This is a genomic window from Candidatus Binataceae bacterium (genome assembly GCA_035508495.1).
Taxonomy (GTDB): domain Bacteria; phylum Desulfobacterota; class Binatia; order Binatales; family Binataceae; genus JASHPB01.
The window spans coordinates 29,758-51,514 of the sequence record DATJMX010000028.1; the positions used below are offsets into that span (position 1 = coordinate 29,758).

The 21,757-nt window shown below is 58.4% G+C and carries 11 protein-coding genes; 8 read left to right on the forward strand and 3 right to left on the reverse strand.

Translation table 11 applies throughout. The features are described 5' to 3' along the window. Positions 1–173: 173 nt before the first annotated feature. Entirely contained in the window at positions 174–4,913 is a 4,740-nt protein-coding gene (locus tag VMA09_09570) for an SBBP repeat-containing protein (protein HUA33840.1), read from the forward strand. A gap of 354 nt (positions 4,914–5,267) precedes the next feature. Here the strand turns inward: VMA09_09570 and VMA09_09575 are convergent, their stop codons facing one another. Together VMA09_09575 and VMA09_09580 are read right to left on the reverse strand one after the other, a co-directional pair. Beyond that, the gene (locus tag VMA09_09575; GenBank protein ID HUA33841.1) at positions 5,268–6,719 is read right to left on the reverse strand and encodes an NAD-dependent succinate-semialdehyde dehydrogenase; all 1,452 of its coding nucleotides are present in this window, start codon (positions 6,717–6,719) and stop codon (positions 5,268–5,270) included. Between the two features lie 85 nt (positions 6,720–6,804). Continuing rightward, positions 6,805–8,148 (reverse strand): cyclic nucleotide-binding domain-containing protein, encoded by a 1,344-nt coding sequence (locus tag VMA09_09580; protein ID HUA33842.1) that lies wholly within the window; start codon positions 8,146–8,148, stop codon positions 6,805–6,807. A 3-nt stretch (positions 8,149–8,151) separates the two neighbouring features. On the opposite strand from VMA09_09580, the gene VMA09_09585 reads away from it, so the two are divergent. The 7 genes from VMA09_09585 to VMA09_09615 all read left to right on the forward strand — a co-directional run bounded on the left by VMA09_09585 (position 8,152) and on the right by VMA09_09615 (position 18,111). After that, a complete protein-coding gene (locus VMA09_09585) occupies positions 8,152–8,559 on the forward strand; it encodes a hypothetical protein (GenBank protein ID HUA33843.1) in 408 nt (135 codons plus the stop codon). A 552-nt stretch (positions 8,560–9,111) separates the two neighbouring features. Continuing rightward, positions 9,112–9,477 (forward strand): P-II family nitrogen regulator, encoded by a 366-nt coding sequence (locus VMA09_09590; GenBank protein ID HUA33844.1) that lies wholly within the window; start codon positions 9,112–9,114, stop codon positions 9,475–9,477. Between the two features lie 494 nt (positions 9,478–9,971). Continuing rightward, the gene (kdpA, locus tag VMA09_09595) at positions 9,972–11,783 is read left to right on the forward strand and encodes a potassium-transporting ATPase subunit KdpA (GenBank protein ID HUA33845.1); all 1,812 of its coding nucleotides are present in this window, start codon (positions 9,972–9,974) and stop codon (positions 11,781–11,783) included. A gap of 660 nt (positions 11,784–12,443) precedes the next feature. Continuing rightward, complete coding sequence (kdpB, locus tag VMA09_09600) at positions 12,444–14,609, forward strand: potassium-transporting ATPase subunit KdpB (protein HUA33846.1); 2,166 nt, start codon at positions 12,444–12,446, stop codon at positions 14,607–14,609. Between the two features lie 23 nt (positions 14,610–14,632). Then, positions 14,633–15,649, forward strand: coding sequence for a potassium-transporting ATPase subunit C (locus VMA09_09605; protein ID HUA33847.1), 1,017 nt, complete (start codon positions 14,633–14,635; stop codon positions 15,647–15,649). A gap of 66 nt (positions 15,650–15,715) precedes the next feature. After that, positions 15,716–16,771 (forward strand): ATP-binding protein, encoded by a 1,056-nt coding sequence (locus tag VMA09_09610; GenBank protein ID HUA33848.1) that lies wholly within the window; start codon positions 15,716–15,718, stop codon positions 16,769–16,771. A gap of 5 nt (positions 16,772–16,776) precedes the next feature. Next, a complete protein-coding gene (locus tag VMA09_09615) occupies positions 16,777–18,111 on the forward strand; it encodes a sigma-54 dependent transcriptional regulator (protein HUA33849.1) in 1,335 nt (444 codons plus the stop codon). 49 nt (positions 18,112–18,160) lie between these two features. Here the strand turns inward: VMA09_09615 and VMA09_09620 are convergent, their stop codons facing one another. After that, positions 18,161–21,583: a carboxyl transferase domain-containing protein gene (locus VMA09_09620; GenBank protein ID HUA33850.1), complete on the reverse strand. Its 3,423-nt coding sequence runs from the start codon at positions 21,581–21,583 to the stop codon at positions 18,161–18,163. Positions 21,584–21,757: the final 174 nt, after the last annotated feature.

Genomic DNA, 21,757 nt, shown 5'->3' on the forward strand with positions numbered 1-21,757 from the left:
CCTTATTTCTTGTTGCATCGCTTTTCGCTTTGAGGGTTGGGGCCCACTGGCGCGACCCTGTCCTCGCGCCTGGTATGGAGGTCGCTGCGCGCTCGCATCCAGCTCCGCGTGATCGCGTCAAAATCGCCGTTCCTCTTCACTTCGAACCAAATCGTGGACAGACCGCGCGCCCGGTGCGCTTCGTAGCCCACAGCGGCAACCTGGCGCTGTTCCTGACGGACAAAGACACGATCCTGCGGCTGGTTCGCTCGGCATCGCGCCACCCGGGTTCACACAACCAGAAGATCGGTTCGGCGGTATTGCATCTGCGGCCCATAGGCAGAAATGCGCACGTCGCTATGCGCGGCGAAGACCCGATGCGGGCGCGGGTCAACTATTTCATGGGTCGCGATCCTGCGAACTGGCATACCGACATTCCGACCTACGCGAAGGTCCGAGAGCGGCAGGTTTGGCGTGGTGTCGATCTGGTTTGGTACGGCAGCGAGGGACAGCTCGAATGCGATTTCGTGCTACAGCCCGGCGCGGATCCGCGCGCGATCAAGCTTGCAATCGAAGGCGCAGACTCGGCGCGCGCCGAGCGCGATGGCAGTATCGCGATTTCAACGCGTGGGCGGGAGATGCGGCTGCTGAAGCCCGTCGTTTATCAGACCATCGATGGTATGCGGCATCGGGTCGATGGTTCATACCTTCTTAGGCGCCGGAAGCCTGGCATCTATCAACTCGCCTTCCAGGTTGCCGACTACGATCGCGCACGCGCTCTCGTAATCGATCCCGTCATCACTTACCTGACGTATCTTGGCGGCACAGGAGCGCATACCCAGGACGGATACGACAGCAACAGCGCGACGGGAATCGTAACTGATTCGTCGGGCAATCTTTACCTAACAGGCGGCACGTATTCGCTCGATCTGCCCGTCACCGCGAATGCCTACACGCCGCAGTTGCCCTATTCGGCGTCGATCTATGTGAGCGAGATAAACCCAAATGCGCCGGCGGCAAGCCAACTCATTTACTCAAGCTATTTTCCCGCCGACGGACAGTTGACCGCGGGTAATCTTCAGACAGCGTCGATCGCCGTCGATTCCAAGGGCCGCATCCATCTTGCGACTAATGCCTCGAGCCGCGGCTTTCCAGTTAGCGCCAACGCTTTTCAGCGAAGCTGCCCGCAGGTTGGCAAAAACTGCAAGTCTCCGGCATACGCAGTGATCGATCCATCGCTCAGCGGACAAAATCAACTCGTGTATGCAACTTTCGTTGGAGGCAGCAATTCCAACGGCAACAACGAGGACATCGTAAACGCGATGGCGGTCGATCCCGCGACCGAGCGTGCATATTTGACCGGGATAACCCAAAGCGGAAGTTTTCCGGTTACCTCGACTGCATATAGTCAGAGTTGCGCGAATGGATGCCCAAACGGTGAAGTTTTCCTTGCTGTTCTCGATCCAACTCAATCGGGTAATGCATCGCTAATCTATTCGACATACCTCGGCGGATCCCAGACTTCCGAAGTTGATGACAGTGGATACGCGGTCGCAGTTGATGGTAGCGGCAGAGCCTACTTAACCGGGTTCGCAGGCGAGACGGATTTCCCTGTGACGGCGAACGCATTTCAGTCGACCTGTAGCGGAAGTCCTTTCTGCAATACTTCATTTATTTCGCTGATCGATCCGAGCGAGTCAGGTACCAACTCGCTCGTGTACTCGAGCTATCTGTTCAACGATGCGCAGACAGGCGGCATCGCAGTGGATTCCAACGATGACGTTTACGTCGCGGGGATCCCGGGCGGTGCCAACACGATCCAAACCACGACTGGTGCGTTTCAAGCTGCATGTCCGAACGCGTCGGCATTTAACTGCGGCTTCTTTGTCACCAAGATGGACTTGACGCGGACTCCGGCGAATCAACTTGTCTATTCAACCTACGTAGCCGGCACGACGTTCCCCTACACGGGCGGCTACTTTGCTCAGAATACCGGCATCGCTGTCGATTCGAATCACAATGCGATCGTTGCGGGCCCGACCGGCTTCTCGGATTTCCCTACACCGAATGGTTTGGTGACTTCCTGCCCCAACGGCTGCAGCGACGAAAACGATGTCGTGTTCGTGCTCAATTCCACCGGCACCGCGCTCGACTACGGCACATACCTGGGTGGATCTAATGGCTCGAATGGCTATTGGGTTGCAACTAACTCCAATGGTGATGCATATGTCGCCGGCAGCACCGGATCCTCCGATTTCCCGGTCAGCAGCAACGCGTTGGATGCCACCTGCGTCGCATGCGCCGGCAGTGGAAGCACGGGCTTCGTCAGCGAACTCAATCCCGCGGCATCGGGCAGCGCGTCTCTGCTCTATTCCTCGTTCGTCGGCGGCAGTGGCCGTCCGGAATACTTCTCGCCCGGACCACCGGAGGTCGCCACGTCGATGGCCGTGGACAACAATGGCGACGCATTTATCGTAGGCGATACCAACTCAATTGATTTTCCAGTGGTGGGCGGATTGCCATCGGCCGACCAGGGCGTATGCCCCGGCGATACGTCGAATTGTCCGGGCGCCGCCTTCGTTGCGAAGTTTGCTCCCGCAGGAAATGGGGATTTCACTCTGGTTTACTCGACGTATCTGGGCGGCAACGCGAAGACCAGCGGCAACAGTATCGCGATCGACGGCCTGGGTGATGCCTACATCGCCGGCGCCACGGAATCGACCACTGGCCACTTTCCCCTCGTTAATGCATATCAGTCGGCTTGCCCTGCCTGCGCAAATTCTCCGGCGGGCTCCGACGGGTATGTCGCCGAACTGAACCCAAATGGAAATGGGCTCCTGTATTCCACTTATTTTGGAAGTGTCGCGGGTACCCCAATCTCAGCGGAAATTACCAACGTCACATCGGCAGTAGCAATCGGGCTGGATAACAACGGCAATATCTTTTTCACCGGCGGCACGGACGCAACCGACCTGCCAACAACCACAAGTGCATTCCAGTCAAACTGTCCGGCGCTGGTTGACTCCGACCGTCCGTGCAATTCAACTTTCCTGGCCGAGCTGAATCCAAGTCTTACGGATCAGCTCGTTTATTCGAGTTTTATGAGCGGCACCACTGCCACTTCAGCAGCCGCTGCCGCGGAAAATGAACCGCTGACCGGTTCGATCGGCTTAGCGGTCGACTCGAAGGGCAAACCTTATATTTCGGGCACCAGCAACGAGAGTGACTTACCGACAACAACCGGTGTCCTCAATACCGGCCCGTGCGCGGCCGCGGACTGCGGTTTCGTCGCCAAGTTCGATACGACGCAGAGCGGAGCTGGTTCACTGGTATATTCGACCCTGCTAACCGGCTCGACTGGGATAACGAGCCTGGCACGCCTGGCTGTTGATTCCGCCGGCGACGCCTACGTCACGGGAGGTTCGATTGCCAGCGATTACCCGGTCAAAAACGGATACCAGGGCACATGCCCGGATTGCGTCAACGAGCGCACGAGCGCCGTCGTCAGCGAGCTGAATCCAACCGCTGGCGGACTCATATATTCGACATATCTCGGAGGAACCTCGGACCCGTATCTCGGCATCGCGGATCCTTCGGAAGTTGGCGTCGGGATCGGAGTGACATCCTCGGGAAATATCGTCGTTTCAGGAATTTCGGACTCAGATACTTTCCCGTTGTCCGCCGATGCTTTCAATCCGTGCCCCGGTTCGTTTGTCACAGAACTGAACCCCAACACGGCGCCGGCCAATCAACTCGTATTCTCAAGCTGCCTTGATAACGCGACGGATTTCGCAGTGGCATCAGCTATTGGCTCCGCCGTCGTTCCCTTTGACACAAGTATCTACATTGCCGGTGGCACAGCGTCGGCAGCTTTACAAGTCACGGCCGATGCATTTCAGAACCAATGCCACCAATGTACTTTCGATGCGTACAATGGGTATTTTGGGGTACTCGCGCCGCAGGGAGCAGTAACAGAGACGCCAACTCCGACGTCGACCGCCACTGGATCTCCTTCTCCCACCGCGACAGCGACCGCGACCGGAAGTACGACGCCCACTGCGACTTCATCTGCCAGCGCAACTGCGACGTCGACACCAACTATTTCAGCGACTGCAACTCCAACGCGATCCGCAACGCAAACGCCGACTGCTACTGCTTCGTCGTCGCCGACCGCCACGGCAACTGCGACAGTCAGTCCGTCACCAACGCCCACTGCAACTTCTTCTACAGGGCCGACGCAGATCCCAACTCCTACCTCGACTCCGACTTCGGCACTGGGCGGCGATGCCGCTTTAATCGACAAAGGTAGCAGCGTCGTCTCGCCGGGATCGTCGAGCGATCTTGGCACCTTTCAGTACTCACCCTCGGATACTGGCGAGCAGGTAGTGTCGTCGGCTACGGTATCGGTGAGCCGGCCCGGCATTTTCACTTCGCTGACATTGACGGCATCACTCGGCGTTAATCAAGTTGGCAGCACGACCGTAACTGTACCGGATATCACTTCGACGACTGTGTTTACATTCTCGCCGCCACTGACTATTCCGTCAGGCGGTGGAATATCCCTGAGCTTCGAGTTGAGCGGCACGATCGCGCCGCATCAGCTCGGCAGTCTAGACAACGTGAGGCTCGCGGGCATCGCCAGCTTCAACAGCAAGAGCAGATTCAGCTCGGAGACCAGCCTTACACTTGCGCTCGCGATGTTCGGCTTCGCGATCCTCCCGCTCGGCATCAGAACTCGGCGGCGCGCCACCTTCATGGTGGCTTCGCTCATCGTTCTCTCGGCCGCTCTCGCCGGATGCGGCGGATCGAGCGGCGCTCCAGCCACATCGGAATCCTCGACTCAGAAAATAACGCTATTAGCAGTCACGGAAAATGAAGTTCCGGTGGGAGTGAGCGGTCTGCCGATCGATCTCGGCACGATCACAGTCAGGTAGAATCGGCTTGAACCGGAGCTGATTATTGCCCGCCTTCGAGCTGGCAGTTTTCGCCGATTATACTTCTGCGTATTGATGACCTTCGACTTGTTTAGCAGCGTTGATACGTCGGCAGTCTGCGCACTAGAGGCGATCAGGCCGATGGCGAAAGCGCTTGCCGCGAAAGTAACTTACGATGCATCACTCACCTCGGAAGTCGAATTATATCCGTGACAAGTGGCGTCGCCGGCCACCTGGGCCATTTAAGCTGCGCTCAAAACCTCTCACCACTGAAGGAATATTGCGCGATTGGCTCGCGCGGCTGCCTTCCTGGTTATGCAATGCGTAGTTAATGCCATCTCGTGACGGCGGGAATCAAATGCCTCCCATACACAAATACTTGATTTCGAGATACTCCTCGATTCCGTACTTTGACCCTTCGCGGCCGATACCCGACTGCTTCATACCGCCAAATGGCGCCACTTCGGTTGAAATGATGCCCTCGTTAATTCCGATCATTCCATACTCAAGCGCTTCCGCAATTCGCCATATCCGTCCGATATCACGACTATAGAAATACGCGGCCAGCCCATACTCAGTATCATTGGCGATCGTGATTGCATCTTTTTCATCAGTGAAGGGGGTAAGCGGTGCGACCGGGCCGAAGGTCTCCTCCTTCATCAGACGGGCGCTAAGCGGAACGTCAAGCAGCAGGGTTGGCTGAAAGAAGGTGCCGCCGAGTGGATGACGCTGGCCGCCATGGGCGATGCGCGCACCAGTACGAACCGCGTCCGCGATGTGACGTTCAACCTTTTCGATGGCGTCACGGTCGATCAGCGGCCCGATGGTCGTGCCCTCATCCATTCCGTTGCCAACCACAAGGGCCTTGATTGCTTCGAGGAGCTTCGCCGCGAAACGATCATAGATTCCTCGTTGCACCAGGATGCGATTGGCGCAGACGCAGGTCTGACCGCCGTTGCGGAATTTCGAGGCCATGACTCCCGCGACCGCGCGCTCGAGGTCGGCGTCGTCGAACACGATGCAGGGTGCGTTACCGCCAAGCTCGAGCGAGAGCTTCTTGATCGTCGGCGCGGATTGCTGGATCAGAATGCGCCCAACCTCAGTTGAACCGGTGAACGAAAGTTTCCGCACAACGGGACTGGCACACAGCTCGCGCCCAATCGCGATCTCATCGCCCGTGATGACGTTGAGAGTGCCCGCCGGCAAGCCGGCACGATCCCCGAGCTCGGCGAGAGCCAGCGCCGAGTAAGGCGTAGCTGGCGCCGGCTTGATCACTATTGTGCATCCTGCGGCCAGCGCCGCCCCGGCCTTGCGCGTGATCATCGCGATCGGAAAATTCCATGGCGTAATCGCCGCCGCGACGCCGATCGGCTCCTTGAGCACGACAATCCGGCGGTCGCGACTGGGTGCCGGGATCACATCGCCATAAATGCGCCGGGCCTCCTCGGCGAACCATTCGATGAATGCGGCGCCGTATGCGACCTCGCCGCGCGCCTCCGCGAGCGGTTTGCCCTGCTCCAAGGTCATAATCGTCGCGAGATCCTCTTGATTCTGCAAACACAGCTCGAACCATCGGCGCAGGATCGTCGAACGTTCCTTGGCGGTCTTCGCGCGCCAAGCCGGGAAGGCCGCATCTGCCGCTGCAATTGCGCTTCGCGTCTCGGACGCGCCGAGAGTTGGTACGGTCCCTAGCGTTTCTCCGTTTGCAGGATTTTGAATTTCGGATATTGAACCGCCATCCGCCGCGATCCACTTTCCATTTATGTAGCATCGCTGGCGCAACAACTCGTTGTCGCGAAGAACCATCACACTTCTCCTGGGCTCCCTCGGAGCTGACCGTCGAAATGTTAATCGATCATACGCGGGTCGGGTCAACAGAGCTGAAGACCGATCAAGTCAATGACTGAGCAAGGGCGAGCCACAAGGCGAATATGAAACCAGCGACTGTCGGCAGGACGATCAAGGATCCACCCTCGTGAATTGATTCGGGAATCATCGCATGCGCAACGAGTGCGAGCACCGCGCCACCGGCGAGCGCCTGGAAGAAGATTGCAAGGTGGGAGCCTGAACCTATGAATGCCTTTCCAAAAGCTGCCGCGACCATTCCAGCGACGAGGACCGTCGACCACAACGCGAAGATTGATAGCGCGCTGTAGCCGGCCCGCTTGAGCATCGCGGCGCTCGCCGCGGCTTCTGGAATTCCGCCCACGAACATTCCGACGATCAGCGTCACCGACATAGTCGCCAGACCGGCGAATTTCGCGCCGATCACGAGGCATCCGGGAATCGTATCGAGAATATTTCCCAGTACGATAGCCAATCCAGCTCCATGACCAGCTTCAGCCAGTATTTTGGCCGCTTCGTCGCGGCTGACATGATCGAGATTGCTCGTCGCTACCCGCACCCAGCGCGACGGGTTGGAGCCGCCCGAGCTCAAGTTGCTGATTGCTCGCTCGTGACTCAGCCGCCGCACGGCGCTGGCCAACTGGTGGTCATTCTTAAGAAGGTTGTCGAAATCTTCTTTTCCGATTTCGAGCAGCTCGGTTTCCGCGGATGATTGAATCGTCGCCGTACGAGGCAATCCGCTGAGCAGCGCCATTTCACCGAATGCTTTCCCCTCGCCAAGCTCAGCGAGCTTCTGACTGGGCACTACCTTCCCGGACGGATCGTTCTCAGCCGCGGACAGGACCTCCACCTTCCCGTGCGCGACTATGTAAAGCGCGTCTCCAGTGTCGCCGGCACGGAACAGGATCTCATTCGGTTCCAGATGCCGGGGGCGAACGCAGGGCAATAGATTTTCGATCTCTTCAGGCGGCAAATGCCGTAGCAGATCGCACTTCGACAGCAACCGGATAGTATCTTTCGCGTCCTTCTGTTTCACGCCCAGAGCATATTCGCGAAATCGTGTTGGATTGCGTATCGCCGCGCCCTTCTGATCGAGAAACAACGAAGTGAAATAGTAGATTATCGCACCCAGGGCGAAGCCGCTCCCGACAAAGGCCCAGGCTTCATTGGCGCGGAACCCCTGCTGATGCAATTCGGTCGCGCCTTCGAATGCTAGATCGATGGCCAGCGCACTGATCAACGCGCCCGCGGCGAAGGCCAGGACGCAGGCCAGCATCCGCTTCGAAAGCGGCGCGTAGAGTCCCATCGCTGCGCCGGCGATCGACGACGAGGTCGTAAGCAGGCCGAGCAGAGCAACGATCGCGATCTCGTCGAGCCCGGTCATCGCCATTCAGTGCGCGACGAAGCCACGCAGGAGCGAGACCGGACGCTGGCAAAAATCTCAGATGTGCCGGCGGTCGGTGTTGGCGTTTTGATCGATCTTGTAAATCGCGAGACTTTCGGGATGGACGGATTCGAGGAGTGCATGAATTGTTGGTTTAGTCGCTTCATCCGGGACCGCAAAATCTACCACCAGCCGGGAACTGACGTCATTTCGGTTCGATTCCGATCTTCGGCGATCGGCTTGTTTCGAATGATCTTCAGACAAGTCAAATCCAAAGATGCCGAGTTGCTTGGCGCATCTACACAGATCATACATAGCCGCCCGTGTCACTATTGCTTCTATTCGTTTCATAAGCTTATGCCTACTCTCATAACTGATATTGAAGGCGAGGATTTGACCGAAAACGGTTTGTGCTAGAAGAGCAAGTCCTGGGGAGCGATCGCACTCGGAAAAACCAGGCCGTGAGTTCGCGGCGTAAGCAGTCGAACTATCGCTGCGACTATTGACCTGCGAAGAATCGTTGGACCTGTTCCTGCCTGCCGCGATGCCACCAGCACGCGCCTTTGACGCCCGGCCTTGGGACCAGTTCTGAGACTTTGACATCGTCTATAGACACTAGGTTTGGCCATCTGATGTTCGAACCAGGTTCTCTGCGAACTGATCCTCTCCCGAGTCACATAACAGCAACCTCCGCACCAGCGCCGCGAAAATCGCAATCATTCTTTTAGTTGCCACTTAGTCGTGATTTTTCCGGCATTTTTTCATTCGACAGAGGATACCGGCACCCTCCGCGGCATTCCCGCGATTGAGCGACCTTTCAAAATGAAAGCTCAGCCCCTTTCAAAACGAAGTGTTCCGAGGCCGGGCGAAGCGAACAATCTAGCGAAAGCGCCCATTTTCGCTCCGGCACGTCCCATGCTCTCTGCCTTACTGGAGCCGGCCCTTCACCCGGCAGGATGAGTTGTGAGTATGAAACGAATTGAGATTGTTATCGAAAACGCCACTCTCGACCGCTTCACCGAGGCGGCGCGAGCGCTTCAACTGGACGACTTCGATGTCACCGAGGTTCGTCGGGCACCGTCAACGCAACGCCAAAATCGTCAACGCCTCTATCGCGGTCATGAATACGCGGTCGATCTCGTGGACAGGCTCAAGGTCGACCTCAACGTCGCCGATACCGAGGCCGAGAAAATCGCTCGCACGCTGCTCACGAGCGTTAACCCGGAGTCGATCATGATCCTTCGGCTCGATCCGATCTCTCCATATACGGAGCGTCAAGCCCTCGACCTCGCGCCCGTGGCGCCTCGAGAGAGTGCAGCTTCCGCCCTTCATTGATCAGCGTCCGAGGCAATTATGCCGGAGCGATCTTTCATCGCTCCGGCATAGTATCGGTTGATTAGTATGCTGATTGCTCCAGCCCTACTAGCTATTTTCGTTGTAATCATTTTTTACCTGGATAGCGATACAGGTGACTCGCCCGAGCATCACCCGCACCACCGCAAATCGCTCCATCATCACAAATGATCGGTTGAGCGATGTACGGCGGCAGATTTCGGCGCGCTTCCTGCTCCTCGCATTTGTTTTTGAATTGTCCAGTTGAGTCCGCTCCTGGTTTCACTCGCTCGTTCATCACACTTACCATTTCATTGTGAACTGTTAGTTATCATTGGTGGCCAATGTGTGTGCAATCGCGGCGGATTCAGGCGCCGCGCGGCACGGCGCCTGAATCGCAACCCCTGTGTTGGTGAGGTTTTTATCGCAGCATCGAACTTGCTTAACATTCGACGATTGGCCAATAGGCCTGCATAACGGAGACAAAAGATTCGACTATGTGGCTCCTACCTATTTCGATGCTGATTACGACTGCGCTGCTCGCGATCCCACTAAGCCGTTACCTCGCCTGGATAATGAATGGCGAGTATAACCCTCCGGCCGTGCTGAAATGGTTCGAAGCTCGACTGGATACCGGCAATCAGAACTGGAAGCAATATACAGTCGCGCTGCTGGTCTTCAACATCCTGCTGTTTTCCTACAGCTATATAATAATGGCAATTCAGCCCCTGACGCCGCTCAACGAGCTGCATCGTGGGATGTTGGCGCCCACCACGATGGCCCATGCGGCGATGTCGCTGAGTACCAACACCGACCTCCAGCACTGGTCGGGTGACGTGCATTTTTCGAACTTCACCCAGATTTTCGTGATGATTTCGAATTTCTTCTTTTCCGCCTCGATCGGCTTCTGCGCGCTGGCCGCAATTATCCGCGCGCTCAAGTTCGGCCCCGACAAGGTCGGCTCGTTCTTTATCGATATGTGGCGGGTCATGATTTATATGTTCCTGCCGATCGGATTCGTCTTTTCTCTGGTCTGCCTCCAGCAGGGCATGCCGATGACCTTCAAGAGCGCCGAAATTGTCCAGACGCTCGAACCGACTGCGATGGGCACGCTCGATAATGGTCAGGCCAAGCCGCAGACTATTGTCCTCGGCCCCCTCGCCGCCTTCATTCCGATGAAGCAGCTCGGCACCAATGGCGGCGGATTCTACGGTGCCAATTCGGCCCATCCGTTCGAGAATCCGACCGCGCTCACGAATTTTCTCGAAAGCGTCGCGATGATGCTGTTTCCGATGGCCCTGGTCTTGATGTACGGGCGAATGCTGGGAAAGTTGAAACACGCCTGGATTATTTTCTCAGTAATGATGGTCTTGATGATCGTCACTGTAGTTTGGTCGATTTACTTCGATACCTACAAGCCGAACCCCGGAATAACTGCTCATCCGCAGGAACGACATTTCGAAATTCAAAGCGCATCCGGAAAGAAACCTGTCGTGCTGCCCGCCGTCGCCGGGCTACCCGTCGATCAGCATCTCGGCAATCTCGAGAGCAAGGAAATGCGCTTTGGAACCGCGGCCGGAGCGACTTTCGCCGCGATGACGGTCGATGTCACCTGCGGCGCCGTTAATTGCGCCCATGACAGCCTCAATCCGATGGCGGCGGTGTCGCCAATGGCCGGAATGTGGGTCAACTGCATATACGGCGGCAAAGGCGTCGGCATGATCAACATGCTGGTCTTTCTGATCATCGGGGTCTTCATCGCGGGCCAGATGGTTGGACGCTCACCCGAATACCTGGGCAAAAAAATCGGCGGCCGAGAAATGAAATTGGCGATGATCGGCCTTTTGATTCACCCGATCATGATCCTGTGGCCGACCGGGATCTTCGCCGCGACGAGCTGGGGTCAAAAGGCCGAATTCAATCCTGGCGCGCACGGCTTCTCGGAAATTATGTACGAGTTTTCCTCGGCGTCGGCCAACAATGGCTCGGGCTTTGAGGGCCTGGGCGACACTTGGGGACTCAACAATAATCCGAGTCCCGCGCCCACTAGTCAGGCCTGGGATATTGCGACAGTAATAGTCATTTGCATCAGCCGCTTCATCCCCATTATCGCACCGATCGCACTGGCGGCCGGGATGGGCGCGAAAAAGTCCGCTCCATTCGGATTGGGTACGATGCGCGACGATACTCCCACTTTCGCGTTCCTTCTGATGGGAACGATCGTGATTATCGGCGCGCTGCTATTTCTGCCGGTGGCAGCGCTGGGTCCCGTTGCCGAGCATCTGGGTCCATTACCATTTGGCGGATAGCCTCGATCCTTTCCAATTTGCATTCGCGGGAGCCGGGCGTGTCCAAACAACACGCCCGGCTCGTGAAATCGAATTCATCGCCACATGGGCCCTTACAATACCTCGGAGCCGTCCGCGCCCCTCAACTCCTGTTCGTTATCGTTTCAAATTGAAAAACGACGTTGCATGCAGGTTGTAAGGTTGGAAAAGAATGACGCAATTATACCTTTATTTTACCGGCGGATTTGCCGGGGCACATTAATTGCTCCCTCATTTATTACATTGTTTTTTTAATTGTCGACGGCTGTATAGCCATTTGGAGGAGTTAACACGATGGATCTCTGGACCTGGATCCCACTCACTTTCGGACTGGGCATCACGACTATGGCGCTGTGCTTCGCTTTCCTCGCAGCGTGCGAGCGAATCTAGGAGGTCAAATATGATTTACGTCACAGCCGCTGTCTCCGCTTTCTTATTTATCTATTTGACCGTAGCGCTTGTACGGCCGGAGTGGTTCTAAGTCCGGCGGCCATCCCGCGCGAGGTAACTTGGTTGACAGTGCCACAACTAACAGCAGCAGTAAGTGCGGCATCGGACCGCAGCCGATCACCCGGGGCCCCTGCCCTTTGACGGAAAGTTACTAGGGACTTAGTCGCGATTTCAGTATCAATGGAGCCTCGAATGGAAGCTGTAAAACAAACTCCTACGCCACCCGAAATCAACATCGTGCCGCCGATGCCGGTGCCACCGCGCCGATCGCGTGCTCAGGCATTGTTCGCTCCGGAATTGGTGCGGCCGGCGATCAAAGACGCTTTCCTGATGCTGCGGCCCGATGTTCAATGGCGCAACCCGGTCATGTTCGTGGTCGAAATCGGCGCCGTACTGACGCTGCTCTTCGTGGTTCAAGCGGCAGTCAGCCAATCCGTGAGTCAGGTGCCGATTAGCTACTTCATCGCACTTGACTTCTGGCTATGGCTGACAGTCCTGTTCGCAAATTTCGCGACCGCCCTGGCCGAAGCGCGTGGACGTGCCCAGGCCGATTCGCTTCGCAAGGCCCGCAAGGACACCCCTGCCTACAGGCTCAAAGGCAAGGATATGATCGAAGAGGTTTCCTCGGCCGATCTGAAGCCGGGCGACCGCGTGGCCATTGAAGCCGGTCAGGTCATACCGGGCGATGGCGAAATCATTGAGGGTTTGGCCTCGGTCGACGAATCGGCAATCACCGGTGAATCGGCGCCGGTGATTCGCGAGTCCGGCGGCGATCGCTCCGGGGTAACCGGCGGTACGCGCGTTCTGTCGGATCGTATCGTCGTCAAAATCACTGCGGCGGCCGGCGAGTCCTTCCTCGATCGCATGATCGCTCTGGTCGAAGGCGCGGTGCGTCAGCGCACACCCAACGAAATCGCACTCAGCCTCGTGCTGACGGCCTTCACCCTGATCTTTCTAATCGTAGTCGTGCCGCTGTGGCCGATGGCCCTCAATGCCGAAATATACATGATGGGCTATCTCGGCATCACGGAATCGCTGAAGAGCCTCGGCACCGATGTGCCTACTCTCGTCGCACTGCTGGTCTGCCTTATCCCCACGACGATCGGTGCACTCCTGGCCGCAATTGGTATCGCGGGGATGGATCGCGCGCTGCAGGCAAATATCCTCGCGAAAAGCGGTAAGGCGGTCGAGACCGCCGGCGACATCGATACGGTTCTGCTCGACAAAACCGGCACCATCACCATGGGCAATCGTCACGCAACCGATTTCCTGCCCGTAGGGAAATATACTGCGCAACAACTCGGACGTTTAGCTGCGCTCGCATCGATCGCCGATGAAACTCCCGAGGGTAAGACTATCGTTAAACTTCATTTCGATCGTGGCGGGACACCCAGCGACGTCACCGCTCCGAATGGTTCACAGTTCGTCGCGTTCACGGCCCAGACCAGGATGAGCGGCATCGACCTTCCCGATGGCCGCCAGATTCGCAAGGGCGCGCCGGATGCGGTTATTCGCTTTGTTGAACGTCAATCCGGATCGATCCCGTCGGAGCTCAAAACCGCCGTCGAGGCGATTGGCTCCCAGGGCGCGACTCCCCTGGTGGTGGCCGACGGCGCGAACATAGCTGGTGTCGTGGTGCTTTCGGATGTCCTCAAAACTGGCATCAGCGAGCGCCTCGAGCGTCTGCGCCGGATGGGCGTGCGGAGCGTGATGATCACCGGCGATAACCCTCTCACCGCGGCGACCATCGCCCACAAGGCGGGCGTCGACGATTTCGTGGCGCAATGCACTCCCGAATCGAAGCTTGCTTACATCCGCAAGGAACAGGCGGATGGCAAGCTCGTCGCGATGGTGGGCGACGGCACCAATGACGCGCCCGCGCTGGCCCAGGCTGATGTCGGCCTCGCGATGAACTCGGGCACCCAGGCCGCCAAAGAGGCGGGCAACATGGTCGATCTCGATAGCAATCCGACCAAGCTCCTCGAGGTGGTTGAGATTGGCAAGCAGCTCCTGATGACGCGCGGCGCACTGACTACATTCTCAATAGCCAATGACGTAGCCAAGTACTTCGCGATTGTTCCCGCGCTGTTTGCGGGTACGCTGCCGTGGCTCAAGGCGATGGACGTTATGCATTTGCATTCGCCGACCTCGGCGATCCTGTCGGCCGTTATCTTCAACGCGATCATCATTCCATTACTCATTCCGATCGCGTTGCGCGGAGTTAGCTATCGACCGCTTGGTGCTGACGCGTTGCTTCGCCGCAATCTGCTGGTCTGGGGCCTCGGCGGCGTCATCCTGCCCTTCGTCGGAATCAAGCTGATCGACATGATTATGGTCGCAGGCCATCTTATCTCTTAGGAGAACAATTCAGGTATAAAGCCATGTCACGCTATTTTTCAAAGAGCTTTCTACTCTTCCTGTTCGTAATCCCCACCGTCTGCATAATCTATCCTGCGGTACTGTGGGTAATCGGCCAGGTGTTCTTTCCGTTTCAGGCCAACGGCAGCATCATAAAGGGACCCGATGGCAAGGCGATCGGCTCGCTCCTGATAGCGCAGCCTTTTACCAAGGACGAGTATTTCCAGCCTCGGCCTTCGGCTGCCTCATATGATGCGTCCGCATCCGCCCCTTCCAACCTGTCAGCGTCGAATTACGCACTACGCGATCGCGTGGCCCGCGCCCTTGGCCCGATCGTTACCTACAGCGATGGTCCCAAAAAGGGACAGCCAGTCGCGCCGGACATCGAAGTCTGGTTTCAACAGGACAAGTTCGGCGGACAGCCGCACCTGGTGGCGCAATGGGCTGACGCCCATAACGAGCTCGCCACCGGATGGGTGAGCGCGGACCCGACGCACGCCAGCTACGTCGACGACTGGACTAAGATACATCCGAAGGATGTCGCGCAATGGAAAAAGGACAATCCCGGCACGCCCGACCCCAAGGCGCCGGATCTTGCGGTGCTCTTTTTCGAAACCTTCTCGAAGGACAATCCCGGGAAGTTTCCCTCGTCGGTCACAAAGACTGGCGCGGATGGCAAATCGGTGACTGATATCGAGCCAGTCGCGACCGGCTCTGACATTCAATCGATTTTCTTCGATATGTGGCGCCAGGAACACGCCGATGCGCCGCTCCAGGATATTCCCGCCGACATGGTGATGGCGTCAGGTTCAGGCCTCGATCCCCACATCAGCCTGGACAACGCTGAGTATCAACTCGATCGCGTTTCTCAGAAGTGGGCATCCGATACCAAGCGCGATCCCAAGCAGGTGCGAAGTGAGATTGAGGCGCTGCTCCAGCAGGATTCCGACGCGCCATTGGGCGGATTGGTGGGCGAAAAGTTCGTGAACGTTCTGCAGCTTAACCTCGCGCTCAGGCAACGCTACGGACAACCTCAATAGATTACCGACACGCCCGGGCCGTCTCCAGGCCCGGGCTTACAAAACGCTACCGGCGAGGTTCGCTAGATGGATGCCATAGCTGCCCCTGGTGAAGAAGGCAGGACCACGGCGATTCTGGAAACCCTCGACGTCGGTGCAATAGTTCTCGACCTCGAGCAAACCGTAACTCACCTAAATGAGATTGCCGCACTGATACTGGATATTCCGAAGGGAGATGCAATCGGCCGGTCCTTTTTCGCACTCGATAACACCAATCTTCGTTATGTCCGCGTCCGCGAGGCGCTGGCACACGCGCTTACCTATCCTCCGGGCGAACAGCAAGCCGAAGTCCGCCTTCATCTCCGCGGGCGCGATCACGTGTATATATTGAAACCGGCGCCACTCTGCATCGATGATGTCGGCGCCTTCGGTACAATTGTCACGCTCCATGACGTGACTTACTTGCGTGACAAGGAAAGGGCGAAGACTAACCTTATCGCGGCACTGTCGAACGAATTGAAAACTCCTCTTACCTCGCTCTCGCTTGGAATTGAACTGCTTCAACGCGAAACCGTAGATCCGAAGCAGCATCAGATTATCGATACTGTCTCCGAGGATCTCGAGCGCATTCGCGACTTGTCCGATGGCCTGCTCAATGTGACGCGCGACGAAACGTTGTCGATCACCGTCAAAAACTCGAAGTTTCAGCTCGGAAAGCTGGTCGCTTCAGTCGCGAAGAAGTTCGCCCTCCAGGCGTTGCAAAAAGAGATCGCGTTTCACGTGCACATCGATGAGGGACTCGAATCTTTTGGCGATCCTATGAAGCTCGCATGGGTGGTATCGAACTTAATCGCGAACGCGCTGCGCTATACTCCCGAGGGCGGGTCTGTGGAAGTTTCTGCCATCCATGCCGGGTCAACGGCTCGGCTTTCGATCTCCGCCACTGGGTCGGGTATCCCGCGCGATCTGGTTGAATTAGTCTTCGAACAAGACGAGCATTGGCAGGACGAGCTCAAGAGTGGACTGACGGTTATCGATCTCGCGATCGCCAAGGAAATCGTCGAAGCACACGGAGGCCGGATGTTTTTTGAGACCACGAGCGCGGGCAGCAGCGTTAGAGTTGATCTGCCCCATTCCCGATGAAGTCGATGGCGAGGCTGGTCGTCGTCGATGACGAAAAAAACATTCGTGACGCGCTCCATCACCTCTTCGAATCGCGAAAGTATGAAGTACTGACCGCCGCCAGCGGCAGCGAAGCGCTCTCCGTGCTCAATCGCGCGGGCGGCGCCGATCTCGTTCTGAGTGACTGGCGAATGGCGGAAATGAACGGCCTTGAACTGCTCAAGGAAATCAAGGCCAGGTTTCCGCGCACGATAGTAATATTGATGACCGCCTACGGCACGATTCAGAACGCGGTCGCGGCGATGAAGGCGGGGGCCTATGACTATGTCACCAAGCCTTTTTCACTGGACGAAATCGAGCATGCTGTAGATCGCGCGCTCGAGGTTCTGGAGTTACGCTCCGAGAATCAGACGCTGCGCAATTCGATCGACGGCGTCCCGCTGCTGAATTCGCAAAGTTCGCAATTTCGCACACTGATCGAAACCGCCTACGCGGCGGCGTCAAGCGACGCAACTATCCTTCTCACCGGCGAGAGCGGAACGGGCAAAAACGTCCTCGCACGACAAATCCACGAGTGGAGCCGGCGGCGCGAACGGCCGTTTGTCACTGTCAATTGTACAACTCTCTCCGAGAATCTGCTCGAGAGCGAGCTGTTCGGACACATGAAGGGCTCTTTCACCGGTGCCATCAAGGACAAGCCGGGGCGCCTTGAAGCTGCCAACAACGGCACGGTTTTTCTCGACGAAATCGCCGAGCTTCCCGGGACACTGCAAACCAAGTTTCTGCGCTTCCTTCAGGACGAAAGATTCGAGCGCGTGGGCGGCGAACAGACTATCCAGGTTGATGCGAGAATCATCGCCGCCACCAACCGCAATCTCCAGCAGGAAATCAGCGCAGGCAGATTCCGCAGCGACCTTTATTACCGATTGAATGTTATCAATTTGAGAGTACCTGCCCTGCGCGAAAGACCCGAGGATATTCTTCCGCTCGCCGAAATGCTCCTGGCGGGCGCGGCCGCGAGGAATCGCCGCCCGGGGCTGCAGTTTTCCGAAGACGCGCGCAAAGCGCTGGTCGCCTATTCCTGGCCCGGGAATATTCGCGAGCTGCGCAACGCGGTCGAGCGCGCCGTCGTTCTCAGCCGCGGCACGGCGCTGAGACGCGAGGATCTGCCTGATATCCTGTTTCAGCCGGGCACTGCCAGGATGGGAGACTCGCCGGAAAGCGCTACCCTCGAGCAGATCGAGCAGGAACATATTCGCCGCGTGCTGGCGCTGGCCCCCACGCTCGAAGATGCCGCGGCCACGCTCGGAATAGGTATCGCAACGCTATGGCGTAAGCGGCGCCGCTATCATCTCGATTAGCAGCGCGCCGGACGCAATACTCAGCCCCTCACTCTCTCATTGCAGCGGCTTAGGGCCTGAACTGTAGTGCGCGCGGCGCCAGCAATGCCGGCTGGGAAACAATGCGATAGGCATTTTCCGCCCATTCACAGATCCAGCGCCGCGTATCGCGTGGATCGATCATCTCCTCCATCTGGAACCGATTGAGCGGACCGACCGGACCCCGCGCGCTCTCGATGCGCGCGTTGATCTCGGCGCGCAGCGCCGCGGGATCGGCGGCTTCGGCCAGCTGGCGTTTGTAGGCCGCCTCGATCCCGCCTTCAGGTGGAATTCCCCCGACATCGGCGGCGGGCCAAGCCACGCGTGCGCTGGCACCGCTGCGGGGACTCGCGAAGTTGTTGCCGGCAACGCCAAAACTACGGCGCATGATTACGGTGAAGATCGGCACCGCGACCTGCGCATACGCCACCATCCATTCGCCGCCCTTGCGAATCGTGCCCGCGATCTCATGTTCGAGGCCGACCGCAAAGCCGGGACTATCGATCAGATTCAGGATCGGCAAATGGAACAGGTCGCACAGGTCGAGATGTCGCTTCAGCTTGTCGCATCCGTCGGCCGTCATGGCGCCGCCGTTGATATGGCGGCAATCAGACGCGAGCACGCCCATCGGATAACCGCCAAAGCGCACCAGCCCCACGATTTGGTCGGTACCCCATAGAGGACCGATCTCGAAGAACGAATCGCGATCGGCCATGAGCCGAATCGCACGGCGCATGTCGAACGTTGTCGTCCGCTTGCGCGGAATAATCGTAAACAGTTCTTCATCGCGGCGATCGATCGGATCGCTCGCATCGACAGATAGCACCGGCGGAGCCTGGTACACGCTCGACGGAAGATACGACAAGAAGCGCTTGGTCATCGCGACCGCTTCCTGCTCGGTCTCGGCAAGGTTGTCGACCGAACCGTTGCGGCAGTGAACTTGCCAGCCGCCCAATTCTTCCTTGCTGATATCGTAGCCCATTGCGTGACTCACCACCGGAGGCCCCGCAACAAAGAGCTGCCCGATGTCGCGCACCATGACCGAGAAATGACCGAGCACGGCCTTCGCCGCGCCGATGCCGACGACGCTCCCGAGCAGCAGATTCACCACCGGAACCTCGGCCAGTTGCGTCACATACATGCTGCTCCCGAGATGACCCGGCAGAAACGATCCGCCCTCGCCCGACACCCGCGGCCGGCCCGCGACGATCGTGCCCGAGCTTTCTTGCGCGCTGCTCTCGCCGGCTTTGTGTTGCTTCGGAACCATCGCGGCGATACTGCCCCCGCCGGAGGAGCCGTCGAGCAGCCGCACCGACGGACACTGGAGGTCGAGTGACAACCTGTCAAGATGGATGCTCTTGCCGCCGATCGCGCCGTCGGCGTGGCCCCCGCGCGAAGTGAAATCGTCGGCGCATACCACAACGTTTCGGCCGTGTACTTTTCCCCACCCGCCAACATGATTAGCCGGCGTGAAACCGCTGACGCGGCCTTCGGCATCATAGTCTGCGAAGCCGGCGAGGCTGCCGACTTCGCGAAAGCTGCCGGGGTCGAGGAGCAAGTCGATTCGCTCGCGACAGGTGAGTTTGCCGCGCCGACGTTGCCGCACAACGCCGGGATCGTTGGAGTCCGGCGCAAAGCGCTTATGTGCGATCGCCTGCAGCGCTTGCACCTCGGCGAGCATCGGCGCCCACGTATCGTTGCCATAGCGCCGCGGCGTGTCCGCATCAGCTCCGCGTGCGCTTGGCGCGATCGTCGCGACGATCTGGTCGACAGTAACGGCGACACCTATTTCGTCGGGACTGACCTGCATCACGACGCCTGCGCACGGCGCAGTGATCGCGGTCTCCATTTTCATCGCGCTGACGATCATCAGCGTCGCACCCGCTTCAACAGTGGCGCCGGTCTTTACCAGGATGTCGATGATGGTCCCGCCCATCGGGCTCGCAACACCTTCCTCGCCACTGGGCACGGTCAGTCCCTTCGCAGGCTGTGACGAGGAGATCGCACTTGCGCCCTTGCCTCCGCGGAGCGCCGTCGCCTGCTGTTCGAGCAGTGAGAGCGAGGCTGAAGCCAGGGGCGCCGGTCCCGTCGCGGTCGCGACCTCGGGATGTTCGGCGAAGAAGCTGGTTCGCGCGTCCCCCGCCTGCAGTTCCGAACTCGAGAGAATCGCGCGCAGCTGGCGCACATTCGTCGGCAAGCCAGCGATGTGGAATTCATCGAGCGCGCGCAACGTATGATCGAGCGCGGACGCGAAGGAGTTCGTCGAGTTCGACTGGCAGATGAGCTTCGCGAACATCGGATCGAATTGCGGCGGCGGCGCGTATCCCAGGTAGCCGCACGAATCGACGCGCACTCCGGGGCCCGTCGGTTCTTTGTAACCCGTCAGTGCCCCGCTTCCGGTCGCGACGATGCGCGCCTGCACTGCATAACCGCGCGGCGCTTCTATCGCGGCCTGATCGCGAATTCCGAGCGCATCCAGCGACTCGCCGGCGGCGATCCGGAACTGCGCTTCGACCAGGTCAATGCCAGTCACCTGCTCGGTCACGGTGTGCTCAACCTGGATTCGTGGATTGCACTCGATGAAGAAATGCTCGCCACGGTCCGGAGTGATCAGGAATTCAACCGTACCCGCGTTGACGTACTCGGTGGCGCGGGCAAGACGGATCGCATCATCGTGGACGCGCCGCCGCAGTCCGGCCTCGAGCTTCGGCGCCGGCGCGATCTCGATAACTTTCTGATTACGCAACTGCACTGAGCAGTCGCGCTCATATAGATGAATGATGTTGCCGTGGCCATCGCCCAGGATCTGAACTTCGATATGGCGGGGACGCGCGAGGAGTTTCTCGATAAATACCGACCCATCGCCGAACGCGGCGAGCGCCTCGCTCTGGCAGCGCGCAAACGCCGCTGGCATCTCGCCCGCGCCCGCTACCGCGCGCATCCCGCGTCCACCGCCTCCGGCCGCGGCTTTCAGCATCACCGGATAGCCGAGCTTTTTCGCGATCGCCACAGCCTCTTCCGCGCCCGAGAGCGCCCCAGGACTTCCGGGTATGATCGGGATCCCCACCGATCGCGCGAGCTCGCGGGCTTTGGTCTTGTCACCGAACAGCGCGAGCGTCGCGGGACGAGGTCCTATAAAGACGATCCCCTCTTCGAGGCAACGCTGCGCGAACGCAGCGTTCTCCGAGAGGAATCCGTAGCCTGGATGCACGCAATCGCAGCGGCTCGCCTTCGCAACCTCGATCAAAGCTTCAACATCGAGGTACGCGCTCACCGGATCGCTGGTCGCTAACGAAGTGTTAAGGGCACGCGATTCAGTTGAAACGCGAGTATGAAGCGATAGAGCGTCCGCCGGGGCATATACGCTGACGGATTCCATGCCGAGCGCGGCCGCGGCGCGAGCCACTCGAATCGCGATCTCACCTCGATTGGCAATCAATACACGTTTGAACAAAGCCTGGCTCCCAAGCGATCAAAAATGCTGAATCGGTAAGCGCCGATCGGCAGTTGCGAACGATGTTGAGTACGGCCACCAACCGCGCAGAGAACGAATACCCCCAGCTATTGCGAACTTGCAAGGCTGAGTCCGCAGTCGGTCAGGGCCTAATTCTTCGACAATATTTCGCGC

Excerpts from the sequence above, each read along its gene's own strand:
- VMA09_09575 (HUA33841.1), bottom strand. The coding sequence starts at position 6,719 with ATGGTTCTTCGCGACAACGAGTTGTTGCGCCAGCGATGCTACATAAAT.
- VMA09_09580 (HUA33842.1), bottom strand. The coding sequence starts at position 8,148 with ATGGCGATGACCGGGCTCGACGAGATCGCGATCGTTGCTCTGCTCGGC.
- VMA09_09590 (HUA33844.1), top strand. The coding sequence starts at position 9,112 with ATGAAACGAATTGAGATTGTTATCGAAAACGCCACTCTCGACCGCTTC.
- kdpA (HUA33845.1), top strand. The coding sequence starts at position 9,972 with ATGTGGCTCCTACCTATTTCGATGCTGATTACGACTGCGCTGCTCGCG.
- kdpB (HUA33846.1), top strand. The coding sequence starts at position 12,444 with ATGGAAGCTGTAAAACAAACTCCTACGCCACCCGAAATCAACATCGTG.
- VMA09_09605 (HUA33847.1), top strand. The coding sequence starts at position 14,633 with ATGTCACGCTATTTTTCAAAGAGCTTTCTACTCTTCCTGTTCGTAATC.
- VMA09_09610 (HUA33848.1), top strand. The coding sequence starts at position 15,716 with ATGGATGCCATAGCTGCCCCTGGTGAAGAAGGCAGGACCACGGCGATT.
- VMA09_09615 (HUA33849.1), top strand. The coding sequence starts at position 16,777 with ATGGCGAGGCTGGTCGTCGTCGATGACGAAAAAAACATTCGTGACGCG.